Annotated in this window: 17 protein-coding genes; 7 read left to right on the top strand and 10 right to left on the bottom strand. The window is 63.0% G+C overall.

All coding sequences use genetic code 11. The features are described from left to right. Positions 1-43: 43 nt before the first annotated feature. The 4 genes from purB to HB375_RS07970 all read left to right on the top strand — a co-directional run bounded on the left by purB (position 44) and on the right by HB375_RS07970 (position 3970). Positions 44-1351, top strand: a complete 1308-nt coding sequence (gene purB / locus HB375_RS07985; RefSeq protein WP_167672424.1) for an adenylosuccinate lyase — start codon at positions 44-46, stop codon at positions 1349-1351. 154 nt (positions 1352-1505) lie between these two features. Beyond that, entirely contained in the window at positions 1506-2756 is a 1251-nt protein-coding gene (locus tag HB375_RS07980; protein ID WP_167672546.1) for a cyclopropane fatty acid synthase, read from the top strand. Between the two features lie 31 nt (positions 2757-2787). Continuing rightward, positions 2788-3342, top strand: a complete 555-nt coding sequence (locus HB375_RS07975; protein WP_167672423.1) for an RBBP9/YdeN family alpha/beta hydrolase — start codon at positions 2788-2790, stop codon at positions 3340-3342. A gap of 94 nt (positions 3343-3436) precedes the next feature. Further along, on the top strand, positions 3437-3970 hold the full coding sequence (locus HB375_RS07970) for a Spy/CpxP family protein refolding chaperone (protein WP_167672422.1): 534 nt from the start codon (positions 3437-3439) through the stop codon (positions 3968-3970). A 75-nt stretch (positions 3971-4045) separates the two neighbouring features. On the opposite strand, the gene rpsD is transcribed toward HB375_RS07970, so the two are convergent. The 7 genes from rpsD to HB375_RS07935 all read right to left on the bottom strand — a co-directional run bounded on the left by rpsD (position 4046) and on the right by HB375_RS07935 (position 12857). Next, entirely contained in the window at positions 4046-4663 is a 618-nt protein-coding gene (gene rpsD / locus HB375_RS07965) for a 30S ribosomal protein S4 (RefSeq protein ID WP_167672421.1), read from the bottom strand. Between the two features lie 355 nt (positions 4664-5018). After that, on the bottom strand, positions 5019-8162 hold the full coding sequence (locus HB375_RS07960; RefSeq protein ID WP_167672420.1) for a multidrug efflux RND transporter permease subunit: 3144 nt from the start codon (positions 8160-8162) through the stop codon (positions 5019-5021). Further along, positions 8162-9373 (bottom strand): efflux RND transporter periplasmic adaptor subunit, encoded by a 1212-nt coding sequence (locus tag HB375_RS07955; RefSeq protein ID WP_167672419.1) that lies wholly within the window; start codon positions 9371-9373, stop codon positions 8162-8164. Before HB375_RS07955 ends, HB375_RS07960 begins: the two co-directional genes overlap by 1 nt. Before the next feature lie 107 nt (positions 9374-9480). After that, positions 9481-10356, bottom strand: coding sequence for a glutamate racemase (gene murI, locus HB375_RS07950; protein ID WP_167672418.1), 876 nt, complete (start codon positions 10354-10356; stop codon positions 9481-9483). A 30-nt stretch (positions 10357-10386) separates the two neighbouring features. Continuing rightward, the gene (locus HB375_RS07945) at positions 10387-11583 is read right to left on the bottom strand and encodes a dienelactone hydrolase family protein (RefSeq protein WP_167672417.1); all 1197 of its coding nucleotides are present in this window, start codon (positions 11581-11583) and stop codon (positions 10387-10389) included. A gap of 69 nt (positions 11584-11652) precedes the next feature. After that, complete coding sequence (locus HB375_RS07940) at positions 11653-12387, bottom strand: RNA methyltransferase (RefSeq protein ID WP_167672416.1); 735 nt, start codon at positions 12385-12387, stop codon at positions 11653-11655. 182 nt (positions 12388-12569) lie between these two features. After that, complete coding sequence (locus tag HB375_RS07935) at positions 12570-12857, bottom strand: hypothetical protein (protein WP_167672415.1); 288 nt, start codon at positions 12855-12857, stop codon at positions 12570-12572. Positions 12858-13214: 357 nt separating this feature from the next. Between HB375_RS07935 and HB375_RS07930 the strand changes: the two genes are divergently transcribed. The 3 genes from HB375_RS07930 (at position 13215) to HB375_RS07920 (ending at position 15366) form a co-directional block, all read left to right on the top strand. Beyond that, entirely contained in the window at positions 13215-14429 is a 1215-nt protein-coding gene (locus HB375_RS07930; protein ID WP_167672414.1) for an NADP-dependent isocitrate dehydrogenase, read from the top strand. A gap of 138 nt (positions 14430-14567) precedes the next feature. After that, the gene (locus tag HB375_RS07925) at positions 14568-14819 is read left to right on the top strand and encodes a hypothetical protein (RefSeq protein WP_246728386.1); all 252 of its coding nucleotides are present in this window, start codon (positions 14568-14570) and stop codon (positions 14817-14819) included. An 88-nt stretch (positions 14820-14907) separates the two neighbouring features. Further along, entirely contained in the window at positions 14908-15366 is a 459-nt protein-coding gene (locus HB375_RS07920; RefSeq protein WP_167672413.1) for a GFA family protein, read from the top strand. Positions 15367-15369: 3 nt separating this feature from the next. On the opposite strand, the gene HB375_RS07915 is transcribed toward HB375_RS07920, so the two are convergent. The 3 genes from HB375_RS07915 to HB375_RS07905 all read right to left on the bottom strand — a co-directional run bounded on the left by HB375_RS07915 (position 15370) and on the right by HB375_RS07905 (position 19097). Continuing rightward, positions 15370-17328: a vWA domain-containing protein gene (locus tag HB375_RS07915; RefSeq protein WP_167672412.1), complete on the bottom strand. Its 1959-nt coding sequence runs from the start codon at positions 17326-17328 to the stop codon at positions 15370-15372. 190 nt (positions 17329-17518) lie between these two features. Continuing rightward, positions 17519-17797 carry a DUF6959 family protein gene (locus HB375_RS07910; RefSeq protein ID WP_167672411.1) on the bottom strand — a complete coding sequence of 93 codons (279 nt, stop codon included), beginning with the start codon at positions 17795-17797 and terminating at the stop codon, positions 17519-17521. A 133-nt stretch (positions 17798-17930) separates the two neighbouring features. Beyond that, positions 17931-19097, bottom strand: a complete 1167-nt coding sequence (locus HB375_RS07905; RefSeq protein WP_167672410.1) for a cyclic nucleotide-gated ion channel — start codon at positions 19095-19097, stop codon at positions 17931-17933. Positions 19098-19105: the final 8 nt, after the last annotated feature.

Here is a 19105-nt window from a genome sequence, read left to right as displayed (position 1 = left end):
TGCTACCGCGCGGGCTTAATTCCCCGCGCGAAAGTGTGAGCCCATGATCCCTCGTTACAGCCGTCCCGAGATGGTGGCCATCTGGTCGCCCGAAACCAAGTTCCGCATCTGGTTCGAGATCGAGGCGCACGCCACGACCGCGCTCGCCGGGCTCGGCGTCGTGCCGCAGGCAGCGGCGGATCTCGTCTGGGAAAAGGGCTCCAAGGCCACCTTCGACGTGGAGCGCATCGACGCCATCGAACGCGAGGTCAAGCACGACGTCATCGCCTTTCTGACCCACCTTGCCGAGATCGTCGGCCCGGAAGCGCGCTTCGTGCACCAGGGCATGACCTCCTCCGACGTGCTCGATACCTGCTTCAACGTGCAGCTCGTGCGCGCCTCGGACCTTCTGTTGCGCGACATCGAAGCGCTGCTCGCCGCCATCAAGCGCCGCGCCTTCGAGCACAAGATGACGCCGACGATCGGCCGCTCGCACGGCATCCATGCCGAGCCCGTCACCTTCGGCCTCAAGATGGCCCAGGCCTATGCGGAGTTCGAGCGCTGCAAGCTGCGTCTCATCGAGGCGCAGCGCGAGGTGGCGACCTGCGCCATTTCGGGCGCCGTCGGCACCTTCGCCAATATCGACCCGCAGGTCGAGGAATACGTGGCCGAAAAGATGGGCCTTTCCGTCGAGCCGGTCTCGACGCAAGTCATCCCGCGCGACCGTCACGCCATGTTCTTTGCGACGCTGGGCGTCATCGCCTCGTCCATCGAGCGTCTCGCCATCGAGGTCCGCCACCTGCAGCGCAGTGAAGTGCTGGAAGCGGAGGAGTATTTTTCGGAGGGCCAGAAGGGCTCTTCCGCCATGCCGCACAAGCGCAACCCCGTGCTGACGGAAAACCTGACCGGCCTCGCTCGCATGGTTCGCGCCTATGCCCTGCCCGCCATGGAGAACGTGGCGCTCTGGCATGAGCGCGACATCTCCCACTCCTCCGTCGAGCGCATGATCGGCCCCGACGCCACCGTGACGCTGGACTTCGCGCTCGCGCGGCTCACCAGCGTCATCGACAAGCTGCTGGTCTATCCGGAGAACATGCAGAAGAACCTGGACCGCCTCGGCGGCCTCGTGCATTCGCAGCGCGTTCTTTTGGCGCTGACGCAAAAGGGCGCGTCCCGCGAAGACGCCTACCGCCTCGTGCAGCGCAACGCCATGCCGGTCTGGCGTGGCGAAGGCGACTTCCTCACACTTCTGAAGAGCGACGCGGACGTGACGAAATACCTGTCGCCTGCCGAGATCGAAGCCTGCTTCGACCTCGCCTATCACTTCAAGCACGTCGACACGATCTTCAAGCGGGTCTTCGGCGCGAGCTGAGCCTCTCCTCCCCTTTGCGGGGAGGGAATCGCGCGGCACTGCGGCCTATGCGCCCCAGGAATGACTGAATATTTTCTAGGCCAAAGGCAGTACTGGAAAATTTCGTTGTTTGAGCAACAATCCCCGGGCAGGACTCACCGGCTTGGGGATTGCCATGCTGTCGGAAAGACTTCTCGCCGCCGCCTTCTCGAGCGCGGTCAGGCGGGGAACCCTGAATTTGACGACCGCCCGCGGACAGCGCCTCACCTTCGGCGACGGTCAGGAACCTAAAGTATCGATCCGCTTCACGGACGGCGCCGCGCAACTGCTGCTGTGCCTCCGCCCAGAACTGAAGCTCGGCGAATTGTTCATGGATGGCCGGCTCGTGATCGAGCAAGGGACCATTTATGACCTGCTGCAACTCGTGCTGCAGGACACGCACGGGGAATTGGACGAGCTCCCCTTACGCCGCCTGAGGGCGATCAGGACCTGGATGCAGCTCAGGGCCGAGAACGACCCGCGCGCCTCCAAGCGCAATGTCGCCCATCACTACGATCTCGACGGGCGGCTCTACGCCCTCTTCCTGGATGCTGACCGGCAATATTCCTGCGCCTATTTCGACCATCCCGACGCGACGCTGGAACAGGCGCAGCTCGCCAAGAAGCGGCACATCACGGCCAAACTCATGGTCGATCCAGGCCAGAGCGTGCTCGACATCGGCTCCGGCTGGGGCGGCCTCGGGCTCTATCTCGCCCGCGTGGCGGGGGCAGGCTCGGTCAAAGGCGTGACGCTGTCGGAGGAACAGCTCGACATCTCCCGCAAGCGTGCGGTGGCGGCCGGACTGCCGGAGCGCGTCCGCTTCGAGCTTGAGGATTACCGCGCCACCAAGGGCTCGTTCGATCGCATCGTCTCGGTCGGCATGTTCGAGCATGTGGGTGTGCCGTCCTACGACACTTACTTTCAGGCCTGCCGTCGGCTTCTGAAAGACGACGGGGTTATGCTGCTCCACACCATCGGCCGCACGGGCACGCCCCATCCGACAAACCCTTGGATCACCCGCTACATCTTCCCCGGCGGGCACCTGCCGATCCTCTCGGAGATCATGCCTGCCGTGGAGCGCGCTGGGCTGATCGTGACCGACATCGAGGTGCTGCGCCTGCACTACGCTTTCACGCTCAAGGCGTGGCGCGAGCGCTTCATGGCGCATCGCGAAGAGGTGCTACGGCTTTACGACGAGCGCTTCTGCCGGATGTGGGAGTGCTATCTCGCCATGTCGGAATCCGCCTTCCGCTTCCAGGATGCGGTGGTGTTCCAGCTCCAGCTCGCCAAGCGCAACGACACGGTGCCGCTGACGCGCGATTACATCGCCGAGCGGGAAGCCGTGCTCAAGCGAGCCGAGGAGCTGGAATTGCGGCGGAGCGCTTGAACCGGCGGCCTTGGGCGTTTACCTCGGGAGCATGAAAACTTCCGACTGCGACATCCTCATCGTCCCCGGTTACACCAATTCAGGCGTCGATCACTGGCAGAGCCGCTGGGAGCGCCAGCTCTCGACCGCACGCCGGATCGAGCAGGAGGATTGGGACGCGCCGAAGAAGGATGACTGGGTCAAGCGCATCGTCCAGGACGTGAAGCGCGCGAAGAAGCCCGTCGTCCTGGTCGGCCACAGCCTCGGCATCATCGCCATTGCGCACGCCGCTCCGCTTCTCCCCAAGGGCAAGGTTCAGGGCGCATTCCTCGCCGGTCTGCCGGACGTCGGGCGGCCCGGTTTCATCCCGGAAATCGACCACGCCTTCGCGCCGATCCCGCGCGATCCGCTGCCCTTCCCGTCCGTGCTCGTCGCAAGCCGCACGGATCCGCATTGTGATTACGCCAAGGCGGAAGATATCGCCTACGCGTGGGGTTCGGCCATTGTGGATGCGGGCGATGCGGGCCACATCAATACGGATAGCGGACATGGCCCCTGGCCTGAAGGTCTGATGCGCTTCGCAGGGTTTCTCAAGCACCTCGGCTGATCCGCCCAACATGACGAAAATTTCATGCGGCGGTCACCCTGCGGAGAGCGAAGGGGAGCCAGTTTCGTCCTCGCCCCATCATGGAGGAAACCGTATGAAAACCTTTGCAATTCTCTCGGCAGCGTCCGCCCTCGCCCTTGCAGGGACGTTGGCCTATGCCCAGCCGGCCCCGCCGCCGGCCGGCGGCCCGCGCGCGCACGAACCGATGAGCCGCGCGGACGTCGAGTCGCTTACGGACGCTCGCATCGCCGGCATTCAGGCCGGCCTCAAGCTGACCCCCGACCAGCAGAAGCTCTGGCCGCCGGTTGAAAAGGCGCTTCGCTCCATCTCGGCCACCCGCGCCGAGCGCATGGAAGCGTTTCGCGCACGGGCTAACGCCAAGGAGCATCCCGACCTGATGGCGCGACTTGACCGTGCTGCCACGTTCTCGACCAAGAATGGCGAGAACCTGACCGCGCTCTCGACCGCGATGAAGCCCTTCTGGGCCTCGCTCGACGACCGCCAGAAGAAGCTTCTTCCGGTTCTGATGCACGAAGGCCGGGGCGGCCGAATGGCGGCGCGTGAGCATTGGCGTATGGAGCACCACGGCGGCATGCAGGGCCAGCAGCCTGCGGCTCCGAAGCAGTAAGCGAAACCGCTTCCATTCCAAGCAACAAAAAAGGCCGCCGAAGGCGGCCTTTTCCGTATTCGGTTTCGTCGCGGCTTAGCGCGAGTAGAACTCGATGACGAGGTTCGGTTCCATCTGCACCGGGTAAGGCACCTCGGACAGGGTCGGAATGCGGGTCATCTTGGCGGTCATCTTGGAATGATCGACCTCGATGTAGTCCGGAACGTCGCGCTCAGCGAGCTGGCTCGCCACGACGACGATCTCGAGCTGCTTCGACTTTTCCTTGACCTCGATCACGTCGCCTGCCTTCACGAGGTAGCTCGCGATGTTGACGCGGCGGCCGTTGACCTTCACGTGACCGTGGTTGACGAACTGACGCGCAGCGAACGGGGTCGCAACGAACTTGGCGCGGTAGACGACCGCGTCGAGACGGCGCTCGAGCAGGCCGATCAGGTTCTCACCCGAGTCGCCCTTCTGGCGCAGCGCTTCCGCGTAGTAGCGGCGGAACTGCTTCTCGGTGATGTTCGCGTAGTAGCCCTTCAGCTTCTGCTTGGCGCGCAGCTGCGTGCCGAAGTCGGACATCTTGCCCTTGCGGCGCTGTCCGTGCTGACCGGGGCCGTATTCACGGCGATTGACGGGGCTCTTCGGGCGGCCCCAGATATTCTGGCCCATACGGCGGTCAAGCTTATGCTTGGCCTGAATGCGCTTCGACATCGCGATTCCTCATGTAGTCGAACGGTTTCGAGGAACGCGCCCTCCTCTTCCCCGAAGGGACGACAGGCCGACCAAAGCCGGGCCACGGGTGCGTAAATGCCGACGCGGCCCAAAAGGACCGCGCCGACCAGGGGTGCCTAAGGGAAAATGGCGGGGGAGTCAATGAAGGCGTGGAGAGGTAGCGCCCACCCTATCATTCCGGGGCCGCGAAGCGGAGCCCGGAACCCACACCCGCTAACGGCGCCGAGTATGGCTCGGCTGCTCTCATCGCGCTTTGTTTGGAATTGCCAGCGTTTATGGGTTCCGGGCTCTCGTGCTCACCCCGGAATGACGGCGGTGGTTGGGCGCCATGCAGTTACTCCGCCGCCTGCGAAATCGCCTCCTCTTCGGCCTCCGGAGGCACCTCCCCGCCGCGCCGCCAGCGGCGGACCGCGAGGGACAGGCGGTCGAGGTAGAGGTAGACGACCGGGGTGGTGAACAGAGTCAGCGCCTGGCTGACGAACAGGCCGCCGACCATGGCGTAGCCGAGCGGTTGGCGGAATTCCGAGCCCGTCCCGTGGCCGAGCATCAGCGGCACGCCGCCGAGCAGCGCCGCCATCGTCGTCATCATGATGGGCCGGAAGCGCAGGATCGCAGCCTTGCGGATGGCCTCCTGGCTGGAGAGCCCCTCCTCCCGCTCAGCGCTGATGGCGAAGTCCACCATCATGATGCCGTTCTTCTTTACGATGCCGATGAGCAGGATGATTCCGATGAAGGCAATCAAGCTGAACTCGATTCCGAACACCATCAGCGTCGCGAGCGCGCCCAATCCCGCGGAAGGCAGCGTCGAGAGGATGGTGATGGGGTGCACGTAACTCTCATAGAGAATGCCCAGGACGAGATAGACCACGACCAGCGCCGCCCCGATCAGCAGCGGCACGGTGGAGAGCGAGGCCTGGAAGGCCTGCGCGTTGCCCTGAAAATTGCCGACGAGGGAGGCTGGCGCGCCGATCTCGCGCTGCGCCTTCTGGATCGCGGCGGTCGCCTGTCCCAGCGCGGTATCCGGCGCGAGGTTGAAGCTGATCGTCACCGCCGGGAACTGGCCTTGGTGGTTGACCGACAGCGGCGCGATCTTGCGCGTCGTCCATTTCGCGAAAGTGGAGAGCGGCACCTGCTGCCCTGAGACCGGCGATTTCAGGTAGATGTTGTTCAGGCTCTGCGTCTGCTCCTGCAATTCCGGCAGGATTTCCATGACCACATTGTAGGTGTTGAGCTGCGTGAAATACTGCGTGATTTGGCGCTGACCGAAGGCGTTATAAAGCGTGTCGTCGATCATCTGCGGCGTGAAGCCGAAACGCGAGGCCTGGTCGCGGTCGATGGTCAGCGTCAGCGTGGTGCCGCTGATCTGCTGGTCGGTCGCGACATCGCGCAGTTCGGGGAGCGTCTTGAGCTTGTCCAAAACTTTCGGCGCCCACTGGTTCAGTTGATCGAGGTCGGCGTTCTGCAAGGTGTACTGAAACTGTGTACGCGCCTGACGCGCGCCGATATTGATGTCCTGCGATGCCTGGAGGAAGAGGCGAATGCCCTCCACCTTCTCAAGCTTGGGCCGCAACCGCGCGATGAATTCGGTCGCCGAAACGTCACGCTCGGAGCGCGGCTTCAAGTTGATGTAGAAGCGCCCGTTGTTGAGCGTGCTGGCGTTGGGTCCCGACCCGACGGCCATCGCGAAGGTATCGACCGCCGGATCTTGCGCGACGATCTCGCCGAGCTTCAGTTGCCGCTTCTTCATGTCCTCGAAGGAGATGTCCTGCGCGGCCTCCGACGTGCCTTGCACGAAGCCCGTGTCCTGCTGCGGGAAGAAGCCCTTGGGGATCACCACGAAGAGATAGCCCGTCAGGCCCAAGGTCGCAAAGAAGACCATAAGCGTGATGAAGCGATGTTTGAGCGCCACATCGAGCCCACGCTCATAAGCTCGCTCCATCCCGTTGAACATCTTCTCCATGACGCGGTAGAACCAGTTTTGCCGCACGCCTTTTTCTTCTTTCAGAAGGCGCGAGGCCATCATCGGCGTCAGCGTCAGAGAGACGACGGCGGACACCGCGATCGCCATGGCGACAACCATGGAGAACTCGCGGAAAAGCCGCCCGACGATTCCGCCCATCAACAGCAGCGGAATGAAAACCGCGATCAGCGAAATGCTGATCGACAAAATCGTAAAGCCGATCTCGCCCGCGCCCTTGTAGGCCGCCTCCATCGGCTTCTCGCCATCCTCGACATGGCGGACGATGTTCTCGAGCATGACGATGGCATCATCCACCACGAACCCGACCGAGATGGTGAGCGCCATCAGCGACAGGTTATCAAGGCTGTAGCCCGCCAGATACATGAGCCCGAAGGTCCCGAGCAGCGCCAGCGGAACCGTGATGCTGGGGATCACCGTCGCCCACAGCTTGCGCAGGAAGAGGAAGATCACCAACACGACGAGCACGATGGTGAGGATCAGCGTGAATTGCACATCGTCAACGGAGGCGCGGATGGTCTGCGTGCGATCGCTCAGGATGCTGACCTTGATCGCGGGCGGCATCGCCGCCTGAAGGCGCGGCAACTGCGCCTTGATCTTTTCCACCGTGTCGATGACGTTCGCACCGGGCTGCTTGGACACCACGAGGAACACGCCGGGCTTGCCGTTGCTCCACGCCGCGAGCTTGGTGTTTTCCGGCCCGGACAACGCGCGCCCGATATCGCGCACGCGCACCGGCGCGCCGCTCCGGTAGGCGACGATGACGTCGTTCCAGTCCTCGGCGCGTGTCAGCTGGTCGTTCGCGTAAATCGTGAAGCTGCGGGTGGCGCTGTCGACGGTGCCCTTCGGACTGTCCACGGTGGAGAGCATGAGTTGAGCGCGCACATCCTCAAGCGACAGGTTCTTGTTGATGAGCTTCGCCGGGTCGAGCTGCACGCGGATCGCGGGCTTCTGCTCACCGCCGATGGTGACCTGGGCCACGCCTGAGATCTGGCTGACCTGCTGCGCCAGCTTGTTGTCGGCATTGTCGTCAACGTCGACCAGCGGCAGGCTGTCGGAGGTGACCGAGATGATGAGGATCGGAACATCCGCCGGATTCACCTTTCTATAGGTCGGCGGCTTAGGCAAATTCTTCGGCAGTTGGCCGCTCGCGGCGTTGATCGCGGCCTGCACATCCTGCGCCGCTGCGTCGATGTTGCGGTTCAGGTCGAACTGAAGCGTAACCGTCGTCGCGCCGAGCGCGCTCGAAGAGGACATCTGCGTGACGCCAGGGATCTGCCCGAACTGCCGCTCCAAAGGCTGCGCCACCGACGAGGCCATGGTCTCCGGGCTTGCGCCGGGAAGTGTTGCAGACACCTGGATCGTCGGGAAATCCACCTGCGGCAGCGGCGCGACGGGCAGGAACGGATAAGCGACAAGGCCGACGAAGAGCACGCCGACCATCAGCAGCGTCGTCGCAATCGGATACCGGATGAACGGAGCAGAAAGACCGCCACCCATCACGACGGCTCCTGAGCGGTCATGCGCTGCGGATTCTCATGTCTATTGTTTTCTTGGGCATTGGTGATGTCGACGGTCGCGCCCGGCTGCAGCCGGTACTGCCCGGCGGTCACCACCTCATCGCCCGGTTGGAGACCGCTTTCGATCACGGCCTTGTCCTCGGTGATCGGGCCGACACCGACGCTGCGCATCTCCACCGTCTTGTCCGGTTTGACGAGATAGACGAAAAGCCCGTTCGGCCCACGCTGAACCGCCGTGTTGGGAACCGTGACGACGCCTTTCAGCGTCTGCACCAGCAGGCGCGCATTGACGGACTGGCCAGGCCAGAGCGTGTGTTCCTTATTGTCGAACCGCGCCTTAAGGCGGATCGTGCCGGTGCCGGTATCGACCTGATTGTTGAGAAGAGTCAGCACACCTTCGCCGAGGATCTCCTTGCCGCTCGGCGGCAGAGCCCAGACCTTGAGCGGTCCGAGCTTTTGATGCGTCACGATGGTCGGCAGCTGGCTCTCAGGAACCGTGAAGACTACCGAAATCGGCTCAATCTGCGTGATCTCGACGACACCGTTCGTATCCGCCGCATGAATGATGTTGCCCTGGTCGACCTGACGGAACCCCGTGCGCCCGGAAAGCGGCGCGCGGATGGTGGTGTATTCGAGTTGCGTCTTCGCGTTGTCGATGGCTCCCTGATCACCCCGGATCTGTGCCATCAACGCATTCACCCCGGCCTGCTGCGAGTCGTAAAGCTGGTGCGTGGCATAGTTCCGCGCGAGAAGATTGGTCGTGCGCTCCAGGTCCGCCTTGGCGCTGACCAGTTGCGCCTCGTCCTGCGCCTTCTTCGCAACCGCCTGATCGAGCGCTGCCTGGAAGGGGCGCGGATCGATCTGCAGCAGCAGATCCCCCTGCTTGACCATCTGACCTTCCTCAAAGGCGATCTTCTGGATCTCGCCATCGACGCGGCTGCGCACCGTGACCGTGTTGTAGGCCTGTACGTTCCCGAGCCCAGTCAGATAGATCGGCACGTCTGCCCTTCCCGCGGCAGCCGCCTGCACGGGAACGGGCACAGCAGCCGCTGGCGTCGAGGCAGCCGCCTTGTTGTCGCGCGATTGCAGCCAGACCCAGCCGGCGTAACCACCGGCGGCCAGAAAACCGAGAATGAGGACTGCGAGGACAGCGCGCATCGGCCGCCATGCCCTCGGCGTCGTCTCCGTCATGAAACTCCCCGCGGCACACAAAGCGTCCCAACTTGACTACGCCGTCGGGGGGATATGGTTCACGCACCACACGCAGTTGTGTGGCCGAGCTTCTTGAAAAGCTTAAGTTATTGCGCCTGGAGAAACGGCAGAGGCTCGATGGCGATGGCGGGCAGACCTTTTGCGCGCAGGGCCTCGCGAAGCCCGGCCTCGATGCCCCGGCCTTCGGTGAACACCGCCACCATCTCGTTCTCGTCGGCTTCATGACCGGGAACCGGGCCGCCGATCAGTTGCACCACGCGGCGCGCGATGGCGGGCGCGGGGTCGATCCAGGTCACCGGCCAGGGTGCCAGACCTCTCAGGCGGTCGAGTAGCAGCGGGTAATGGGTACAGGAGAGTGTCACCACGTCGGTGCGCCCCGCCCCATCCTCGATAAAGCAGGGGCGAAGCTCGCAGAGCAGATCGGCGTCGGATACCGGCGCGCCGGTGAGCTCTGCTTCGGCGAAGCCCGCAAGCCGGCGCGAGCCGATGAGGTTGACCTCGCATCCGGCGGCATAGGTTTCGATCAGGTCGCGCGTATAGTCCCGCGCGACGGTACCCGGCGTGGCGAGCACCGTGATCTTCTTCGATTTCGTCGCCAGCGCCGCCGGTTTGATGGCGGGCACAGTGCCGACGAAAGGTAGCGGGAAGCGCGCGCGCAAGTGCGGCAGAACGAGGGTCGACGCCGTATTGCACGCGACGACAACCATCTGTGGCCGATGCACGTCGATCAGCCGCTCCATGACGACAGCAACGCGCGCAACGAGCTCCGCTTCGTTCAATCGCCCATAGGGAAAGCCGGCGTCGTCCGCCGCATAGACGAACCGTGCATCAGGACGAGCTTTCAAGACCTCGGAGAAGACCGTCAGGCCGCCAAGGCCTGAATCGAAGACGAGGATCGTGGGGACGGGAGACGGCATAACCCTTGGGATATAGGCCGTTCCCGCAAGAAGATCGACACGCATGAGCAAGGCCCCTAGATTGGCCTCATATTCTTAAGAGCGCTGGTTAAGGAATTCCCGCAGGCTTTCCTTGGTCCCGGCAGGCCCAAGATTGAGAAGGCGGCGGGGGCCGCGCTCCTGCTTCTCATCCCCGGCGCCCTTCGGCATGTCGGCGGAGAGGCGGCGCACGGGCCAGCCGTCGCTCCAGGTGCCCATGTCGATGAATTTCGGATCGCGGCGGAGGAATGCAGCGTCCTTGCCCGAGAAAGCGGCATCCGCCGCCATGTCGAAGGTTTTCCAGAACGCGAGATAATCCAGCGTGTCGATGGCGTTGTTGCCGAGCTGGGCGGTGAGCACCGTCTGCTCGCCGGTGAGCGCCATGTCGGCGCTCCAGCGCCAGGTGGATCTCTGCTTAGGATCCTTCGGCGGCTCGGGCGGCAGCTTCATGGTGGAGGCGTCGTACTCGGCCTTGGGAGAGCCGGGCGAGACGAGGGTCGCTGTGAGCGCGGGATAGCCGTGATCGTCCGAACCGACGCGCATGAACAGTTTGCGGGAGGCCGGGATCTGGGTCGTCTCGGTCAGAATGCGCTTGGCGGTGCGATCCGCCGGGAGATAATCGCGGTCGCCGCTCATGGTGATGAGAAGCGTCGAACCGTTGATGGCTGAGAGATCGTCGAGCGGGATGCCGCGCGACTTGTCACCTGTCGCGATGCCACCCGGCATCAGGCCGAGGATCAGCTTCGGCGTCGGCAGGCCCTCCTGGCCGCCGCCCGTCGCGAGGTTGAGTGCGATCGGCACGCCCGCCAGATGCCCGATATAGGCCACTCGGTCGAGATCGGGATGCGCCGCCGGATCGTTCGCCAGCGTTGTGAGCGCATTGCGCAGGATCGTCGCGGCCATAGAGGTCGCGTCAGCCGGCTTCGTCCGGTTCACTTCCTGGAAGCGCGGCACGATGACGAGATGGCCTTTGCGCGCCAGATGCTCGATCCAGCCGCCGTAAAGCCCCGGATTGGTCGCGCCCCATGAGTGGAGAAACACGACCACGGGCCGCGGCTCGGCTGCGGCTCCAGCGGCGTGGAAGATATAGGCTGCCGCGCTCGCGGTTCCGACCGCGCGTTTGGTCACCTCGGCCACCTTGTAGTCGGTCCCGCCCGGCCCTTCCGCCGGCTGCTTGGGCGGCGACGCCGCCAGCGCGACGGGCGCGGCAAGGCAAGAGCCGAGAAGAAGAAACGCAATCAGGGAGCGGCGCATGGCGGCCTCAGGGCGAAAAGGATTTGAGCGCAGCAATGCGCTTATTTTCCTTACCTTAGGGGAAGATCTTTAAGGCTTTCTCAATCTCCGCCCCTCCGCAAGGGCACGAATCGCCCCACGAAGAGTGCGGACATCCTGCTCGGTCATCTCAAGGCGGTGGAAGATATCCCGCATGTTGCGGGCCATGATCGGCTTTTTGTCCTCTGGATAGAAATTGGCCGCATCAAGCTCGGCTTCAAGGTAGTCGAAGAAGGAAAGAACCGCCTCGCGCGCCGCGGGCGGCGAGCGCCGCTCACCGGAAAAGGGCAATATCCCGCCCACTGCGAGCTTGTACCACTCGTAAGAAACGAGCAGCACGGCTTGCGCAAGATTGAGCGAGGAGAATTGCGGATCGACCGGAAAGGTGATGATGGCGTCCGCCAGCGAAACCTCATCGTTTTCAAGCCCGGTCCGCTCACGCCCGAAAAGGATGCCGACGCCCTGCCCGGCCCCGATCCGCTCGCGCGCCTCCTGCATCGCCGCATCCGGCCCGAAGACTCGCTTCATCTGCCCGCGCTCGCGCGCCGTGGTGGCGAAGACGAAGTTCAGATCGGCAATCGCTTCCGGAACCGTGTCATAAAGCTTCGCGCTTTCGAGAACATGCACCGCGCCCGAAGCCGCCGAGTGCGCCCCCTTCTTCGGCCAACCGTTGCGCGGCGACACGAGCCGAAGCTCCGAGAGCCCGAAATTGGCCATGGCACGCGCCACCATGCCGATATTCTCGGCGAGCTGCGGTTCGACCAGGATGATGACGGGGTTGGCCATGGTGCGTTTAAGGAGCCGAAGGCGGACGTGAACGGAACAAGACTCCCATACCGCCAAGGACAACGACCCGGCTAGACCCGGATTTCATCAAGTCCGCCCAAAAAAAGCCTCCCCGAGAGAACTCTCTCCGAGGAGGCTTTTTCCTAAGGGCCTGCCAAGGCAGGCCCTTCATTCTGTGCCGCTTACCAGCAGCCCCAGCCGCAATAGTAGTGCGGACGGGCGGCGGCTGCGCCGAGCACTGCACCGCCGACGACGCCGGCAGCCGCGCCGACCGCGGCCTGGTTGGCGGCGGCGTTGGATTGCGCGACGTTGTTGCGGTAGCTGGCGTTGACGCAACGCTCATAGGTCTTCGTGCCGGGCCGCAGGCCCGATTCAGAGCAGACCGATTGGGCATTGGCCATGGATTGCTCGGTGGTCTGGCAGCCAGCCAGAACCAAGGTGGCGGCTCCGATGATGATAGCTAGACGCATTGTCTCTCCCCCCGGGATGACGATAGGTGAACATTCCGAATCCGGACATGGAATATCATTCCGATAAAGTCAATCCTTACTGTACTGACTTTTGGGAAGACCTATCGGAATACCTAGGATTTCAGAGCAATTCCGCCTCGACATCGGTGCTCCAGCACACAAGCGACGCTTGGGAATGGAGTCTTTCGACCGTTTTCCCGCCTGACTTCCATCGATGAGGCCGTGCCGGAATGGGGACGGCGCCTGTCGTGAGCGTCACCGCCCTTCCCCGCAAGCCCCAGTCGCGCTATAGCCCGCGGCAACGCTCTGCCGTCCGGCAGGCCCGGTTCCCGTTCAACAGGCTCAAGGTTAAGATCAATGGCGAAGATCAAGGTTGCCAATCCGGTCGTCGAACTCGACGGCGACGAGATGACCCGCATCATTTGGCACTACATCAAAGACAAGCTGATCCACCCCTATCTCGACATCGATCTCAAGTACTACGACCTGGGCATGGAGCACCGCGACGCGACCAACGATCAGGTCACGGTCGAGGCGGCTGAGGCCATCAAGAAGTACGGCGTCGGCGTGAAGTGCGCCACCATCACGCCGGACGAGGCTCGCGTGAAGGAGTTCAACCTCAAGGAAATGTGGAAGTCGCCGAACGGCACGATCCGCAACATCCTCGGCGGCGTGATCTTCCGTGAGCCGATCATCTGCAAGAACGTTCCGCGCCTGGTGCCGGGCTGGACGCAGCCGATCATCGTCGGCCGTCACGCCTTCGGCGACCAGTACAAGGCGACCGATTTCAAGGTGCCCGGCAAGGGCCGCCTGACCATCAAGTTCGAGGGCGAGGACGGCTCGGTCATCGAGAAGGAAGTCTTCAAGTTCACGGGCGGCGGCGTGGCGATGGCCATGTACAACCTCGACGAGTCGATCCGCGAATTCGCTCGCGCCTCGATGAATTACGGCCTGAACCGCAAGTACCCGGTCTATCTCTCCACGAAGAACACCATCCTCAAGGCCTATGACGGCCGCTTCAAGGACATCTTCGAAGAGGTCTACCAGAACGAGTTCAAGGCAAAGCTCGACGCCGCCGGCATCACCTACGAGCACCGCCTGATCGACGACATGGTGGCTTCGGCCCTCAAGTGGTCGGGCGGCTATGTGTGGGCCTGTAAGAACTACGATGGTGACGTGCAGTCCGACACGGTTGCGCAGGGCTTCGGCTCGCTCGGCCTCATGACCTCGGTGCTGATGACGCCGGACGGCAAGACGGTCGAGGCGGAAGCCGCCCACGGCACCGTGACCCGTCACTACCGCGAGCACCAGAAGGGCAAGGAGACCTCCACGAACTCCATCGCCTCGATCTTCGCCTGGACCCGCGGCCTCGCCCACCGCGCGAAGCTCGACAACAACGCCGAGCTCGCCAAGTTCGCTTCGACCCTCGAAAAGGTCTGCGTGGACACGGTGGAAGCCGGCTACATGACCAAGGACCTCGCCCTCCTCGTCGGCGCCGAACAGAAGTGGCTCTCCACCACCGGCTTCCTCGACAAGATCGACGAGAACCTCAAGAAGGCAATGGCGGCGTAAACCGCGCTCACGCGATGAGAGACAAAAAGCCCGGCTCAACGCCGGGCTTTTTGATATGTGGACCATCAAAGCGGCAATTTCACCGCGGGATCACGCCTTAAGGTGCTCGGCGGCAACAAAGTCCGAAAGTGACGCATCATGATGACGCTGAATGGCATCAAAGATTTGATCCCGTTTCTGAACTATCTCGATCGAGAAAATATCTACTATCGGCTGGATCATGTCCGCGAGGACACCATCATGGTCTCATTCACGCTTGTCGGCGCACGTATCGAGCTGGACTTCTTCGATGATCACATCGAGTTCAGCATCTTCAAAGGCTCAGAAGCGGTCGAAGACAATGTCGACCTCCTGTTCGAGCTGATCCGAGAACACTGGAGTGATGATTGACCTAGCGGTCGGCTAGAGCAGCCTATCCGTCGTCGGCGTATGCCCTAGGTTGTTGAATCGGGACTTCTCCCGCGAGCGAGCCTCTGCGATGCGCGATCAACAGCATTCCTTCCTTTCCGGCGGCTGCCAATGCGGCGCGGTGCGTTACCGCCTCATGTCCGAGCCGACGGGTGCGAGTATCTGTCATTGCCGCATGTGCCAGAAGGCTTTTGGCAATTACTTCGCGCCCCTCACCGGCGTTCCGCTGAAAGATCTCGTATGGACGAAAGGCGCGCCGGGGACCTTCAAAAGCTCAGAGGCCGTCGAGCGCGGTTTCTGCCGGGATTGCGGAACGCCGCTATCGTTTCGCTATGTGGAGAGCAACCGCATCAGCGTTTCCATCGGCAGCCTCGACGATCCGGGCCGTGCGCAGCCGGAAACCCAATATGGCATGGAAAGCCGCCTCGCCGCGTTCGAGACGCTGCACACCCTCCCCGAGACGGAAGACAGCGCGACACCGGAAGAGCTGGCGAAAATGGCCTCTCGCCAGCACCCGGATCACGACTGAAGATCAATCCACCCGGATCGTCTTGCGGGCGATGATCTGGTGCCCGCCCTCCCCCGGCGCAGCCATGACATAGCGCACCTCGTAAACGCCGGCCTCCGCGGGCGCTTCGAGCGTGATGGACGCTTTGTCCGGCGTGGCATCCTGATAATCGGCAAAGGTCTCGGGCGCGGACGCGGGAGGCACGATGGTGACGAAGTCGCCCTCGCCCTTGGGGCCGGTGAAAGTGATCGCGACCGGCGCCCCGCGCTTGACGCGATCCGGCGCAGTCACGCTGGCGACGGCGGGGTCGATGGTGAGAGGGCTCGAGGCCAGCACTTTGTAGACACCGTTCGCCTCCAGAACGAAGCGCACTTCGTATGCGCCGGGCTCTCCCGGCAGGCGTAGAGCCACCTGCTCGCCCTTCGGATATTCAAAGGCGGCCCAGGCCCCCGGGGCAGCGCCCTTCTTGACCACACCGATGAAGGTGTCGCCACCGCCGCTGCCTTTGAAACCGATCTCGATCGTGCTGCCCGCAGTGGCGCGAGCCGGAGCGGTCAGCGAAGCGCTGGCCTGAGTCACGTCGATCTTGCGCGTCGCCAGTGTCTTGGGGTCGAGGCCGGAGATGTAGCGGATTTCGTAAGCACCGGGCTCGGCAGGAAGCAGCAACTTCGCGGGCGCCCCGCTCATCACCCACGCAAAGGCTTCATAGCTGTTCACGTCGCTGCCCGGCTTCGCAAGCCCGATCCAATCCTCGTCCGCATTGGGCCCGTTGAACGTCACCGCAATCTCCGAGCCTGCCGCACCCTTGGCGGGAGCATCGAGTGTCGCGGTCACGGGCGTCGCGGTGATCTTGGTGCGGGCGAGGATCGCGCCGGTCGCATCCGAGACGTAGCGCAGTTCGTACTCGCCGGGCTCTCCCGGCACGCGCACTTTGAGCGGATTGCCTTCGCTGGTGTAGCTGTAGTGCCGAGTTTCCAAAGCCTCGCCATTCGCACGGGCGAAGACGACGTAGTCGCCTTTCCCGTCAGGGCCGCTCCAGCGCACGTCGAGACGACCGGTCGCGGGAGTGCTGGTCTTTGCCGGTTGCAGATTGGCCTTGGGCAGATCGCCAGCAAGCGCGACGACGATCTTCGCGGGCGCATCCTTGGTGACTTCCACCTCCACCTGGCCGGTCTTGGCCGCAGTGAGGGCCGAGACGCGATAGCGACCGGGCGACAGGGCCACGGCGTCGGAAACACCTTCCGCAATCACGCCTGTCTCGCCGTTTCGCGCGACGGTGAAGGCTGCGTTGGACACCGGGCGTCCGCCATCCGTAGCTTCGAGAGCAATCTTGCGCGTGACAACGGCAGGCTTGGCCTTCGCCTGCACCGACGCCTTCAACGCCTGCCCCAGCTCACCCGCATTCGATGCAGCAACGAAGGTGCCGCCCGTCCTCTCGGCGATGCAGGACAGCTTGGGACGCTCCACGCTCGATACGTCGAACCCGATCACGTGTGCGACAAAGCCCGCATTCGCGCGCTTCAACTCCTCGGCAAGCGCGCAAGGATCGGCTTTGCAGGTTTCAATGCCGTCCGTAACGATGATGACATTACCGGGCTTGCCGGCATCGAGCAGACCGGCCGCCTCCTTCAACGCGGCGGTGATCGGCGTCTTGCCGCGCGGGGTCAGCCGGTTCGCGACCGCCTGCACCTTGGATTTGTCGACGGGACCGAGCGGTAAGATCGCTTCGATATCGCTGCAATCGCCTGCACGGCGATGCCCATAGGCAACGATGCCGAGTCGCGTCCCCTTGGGAAGCGTATCCACGACGGAGCCGACCGCATCGCGCGCGATCTCCATCTTCGCCTTCCCGTCGATGCGCCCCCACATGCTGTTCGACGCATCGATCACCAGCACCGTCGGTGGGGTGTTTCGATCCTGAGCCTGGGCCGGGTTGAAAAGAAAGCCGCCAATAAAAAGCGCCGTGATGAAGATCTGTCTCATTGCAACATTTCCGAATGCTGCCTGAGGCTTTCGCGAAAACGAGAATTCCGTCAAGGAACGCAATGAAAAAACGTGTTACTTGCCATGTTACTTCATTGCCATAATTGGAGTCGTGAAATCATAAGCACACAGCCACATTGAGGCTAGTTGGACCGTGAATTCCGCGAACGACGTGATGGAAGTCCAAGCTTCACGGAAGCTTCGGCTCATAGAATGGGAGTTTCATACCGTACTCGGCGAGCGTGGCTTTGTAATGGTTGAGGTAAGACCGCAACGTATCGCGGAGGTCGTTCAGATCTTCATAACCGGGCGCGTCCCGCCCGATTTCTTTGCAGGCCGCGTCCGCTTGCTGACACAGTATATGGAGGCTGTCACCCTGCACCAAAACGCCCGGAAAAGCTCGACCGGGGTGCCGCATGACGGCGGCATTGGTCCTGTCCGAAAAAATCTCAACACTCTCAATACGCATCGCCCGATCCCAAGGTGGCTCGTCTCTGGATCACGCAACAAGATCACAAGTTTGTGCCATCGGCAAACGCCGCTATCCTGTGCGTGACTAACCTCTATGAGATGGGTCCACGGCTATTCTAGCCTCGCCTATTTCACACCGCCCGCCGTTCGCCCCGCGACAGGATGACCTCTTCGATGTGCTGCGCCATGGCAGGGTCGGAGGCGATGAGCTGGTGCAGGTCTTCCGCGTCGAGCACGAGGAGGCGGCATGGGGTGGTGGCGCGCACGGTGACGTGCCTGCGGCGGCGCTTGAGCACAGAGGTTTCGCCGAAGAAATCGCCCACGCCCAGCCTGACCGGTTCGCCGGGCACCAGCACTTCGACTTCGCCAGAGGCGATGAGATACATCGCATGCGCCACGTCCCCTTTGCGGACAATCAGCTCGCCCGGCACGCAGCTTTGCGAGCGCAGCCTGTGCATGACCAGCGCCACTTCCTCCGCGTCGAGATCGGCAAACAGCGGCACGCGCGCCACCATGCTCCAGGTGACGACGAAATCGTGCCGGTGGATCTCGCGTGAGAACGCGCTGGCGATGATGCCGACGGGAAGCGCGAGCATCACCAGCCCCATCACCGCCGTCAGCGCCGCGATGGCGCGGCCGAGCATCGTCACCGGCACCACGTCGCCGTAGCCGACAGTGGTGAGCGTGATGATGGCCCAATACATGGATTCCGGAATGCTGCCGAACTTGTCGGGCTGCGCATCCTTCTCAACGAGGTTCATGAGGGAGGCAAACACCAGCACGGCGCCGAGCAGGATGACGCCGCAGGCCACAAGCGCGCGCCGCTCCGCGTAGATCGCCTCCATCAGGCTTGTCAGGCCGGGCGAATAGCGCGCGAGCTTGAAAAAGCGGAAGAGCCGCAGCAGCAGGAAGATGCGCAACTCGCTGATGTCGGAATAGGCGAAATAGAACGGCACGATGGCCAGAAAATCAATAATGGATTGCGGATGCAGCGCCCAGCGCAGCCGCGCGCGCCATGGCTTCAGGTGCCGCCAGGGCGTGTGCTCCGGTGCGCACCACAGACGCGCGGCATATTCCACCGTGAAGATGAAGCCGCTGAAAATGTCGATGGCGACGAAGGTCTGCCAATACTCCGCCCGCAACGAGGGCTCGCTTTCCAGCACCACCGACGTCACGTTGATGAGGATCAGCAGGATCAGAAAAATATGAACAGCGTGAACGACGGGATCGCTCACGCTGCTGCGTTCGAGGATCTCATAGACTCTGCGCCGTGCCGGGTGTGGATGATCCCTCGCCATGGCGCCGG

The organism is Microvirga terricola (assembly GCF_011777495.1).
GTDB classification, from domain to species: Bacteria; Pseudomonadota; Alphaproteobacteria; order Rhizobiales; family Beijerinckiaceae; genus Microvirga; species Microvirga terricola.
Note: the sequence above shows the minus strand (reverse complement) of the source record. Positions and strands in the feature narration are given on the sequence as shown.

Coding starts and splice junctions, on each gene's coding strand:
- purB (WP_167672424.1), top strand. CDS start 44: ATGATCCCTCGTTACAGCCGTCCCGAGATGGTGGCCATCTGGTCGCCC.
- HB375_RS07980 (WP_167672546.1), top strand. CDS start 1,506: ATGCTGTCGGAAAGACTTCTCGCCGCCGCCTTCTCGAGCGCGGTCAGG.
- HB375_RS07975 (WP_167672423.1), top strand. CDS start 2,788: ATGAAAACTTCCGACTGCGACATCCTCATCGTCCCCGGTTACACCAAT.
- HB375_RS07970 (WP_167672422.1), top strand. CDS start 3,437: ATGAAAACCTTTGCAATTCTCTCGGCAGCGTCCGCCCTCGCCCTTGCA.
- rpsD (WP_167672421.1), bottom strand. CDS start 4,663: ATGTCGAAGCGCATTCAGGCCAAGCATAAGCTTGACCGCCGTATGGGC.
- HB375_RS07960 (WP_167672420.1), bottom strand. CDS start 8,162: ATGGGTGGCGGTCTTTCTGCTCCGTTCATCCGGTATCCGATTGCGACG.
- HB375_RS07955 (WP_167672419.1), bottom strand. CDS start 9,373: ATGACGGAGACGACGCCGAGGGCATGGCGGCCGATGCGCGCTGTCCTC.
- murI (WP_167672418.1), bottom strand. CDS start 10,356: ATGCGTGTCGATCTTCTTGCGGGAACGGCCTATATCCCAAGGGTTATG.
- HB375_RS07945 (WP_167672417.1), bottom strand. CDS start 11,583: ATGCGCCGCTCCCTGATTGCGTTTCTTCTTCTCGGCTCTTGCCTTGCC.
- HB375_RS07940 (WP_167672416.1), bottom strand. CDS start 12,387: ATGGCCAACCCCGTCATCATCCTGGTCGAACCGCAGCTCGCCGAGAAT.
- HB375_RS07935 (WP_167672415.1), bottom strand. CDS start 12,857: ATGCGTCTAGCTATCATCATCGGAGCCGCCACCTTGGTTCTGGCTGGC.
- HB375_RS07930 (WP_167672414.1), top strand. CDS start 13,215: ATGGCGAAGATCAAGGTTGCCAATCCGGTCGTCGAACTCGACGGCGAC.
- HB375_RS07925 (WP_246728386.1), top strand. CDS start 14,568: ATGATGACGCTGAATGGCATCAAAGATTTGATCCCGTTTCTGAACTAT.
- HB375_RS07920 (WP_167672413.1), top strand. CDS start 14,908: ATGCGCGATCAACAGCATTCCTTCCTTTCCGGCGGCTGCCAATGCGGC.
- HB375_RS07915 (WP_167672412.1), bottom strand. CDS start 17,328: ATGAGACAGATCTTCATCACGGCGCTTTTTATTGGCGGCTTTCTTTTC.
- HB375_RS07910 (WP_167672411.1), bottom strand. CDS start 17,797: ATGCGTATTGAGAGTGTTGAGATTTTTTCGGACAGGACCAATGCCGCC.
- HB375_RS07905 (WP_167672410.1), bottom strand. CDS start 19,097: ATGGCGAGGGATCATCCACACCCGGCACGGCGCAGAGTCTATGAGATC.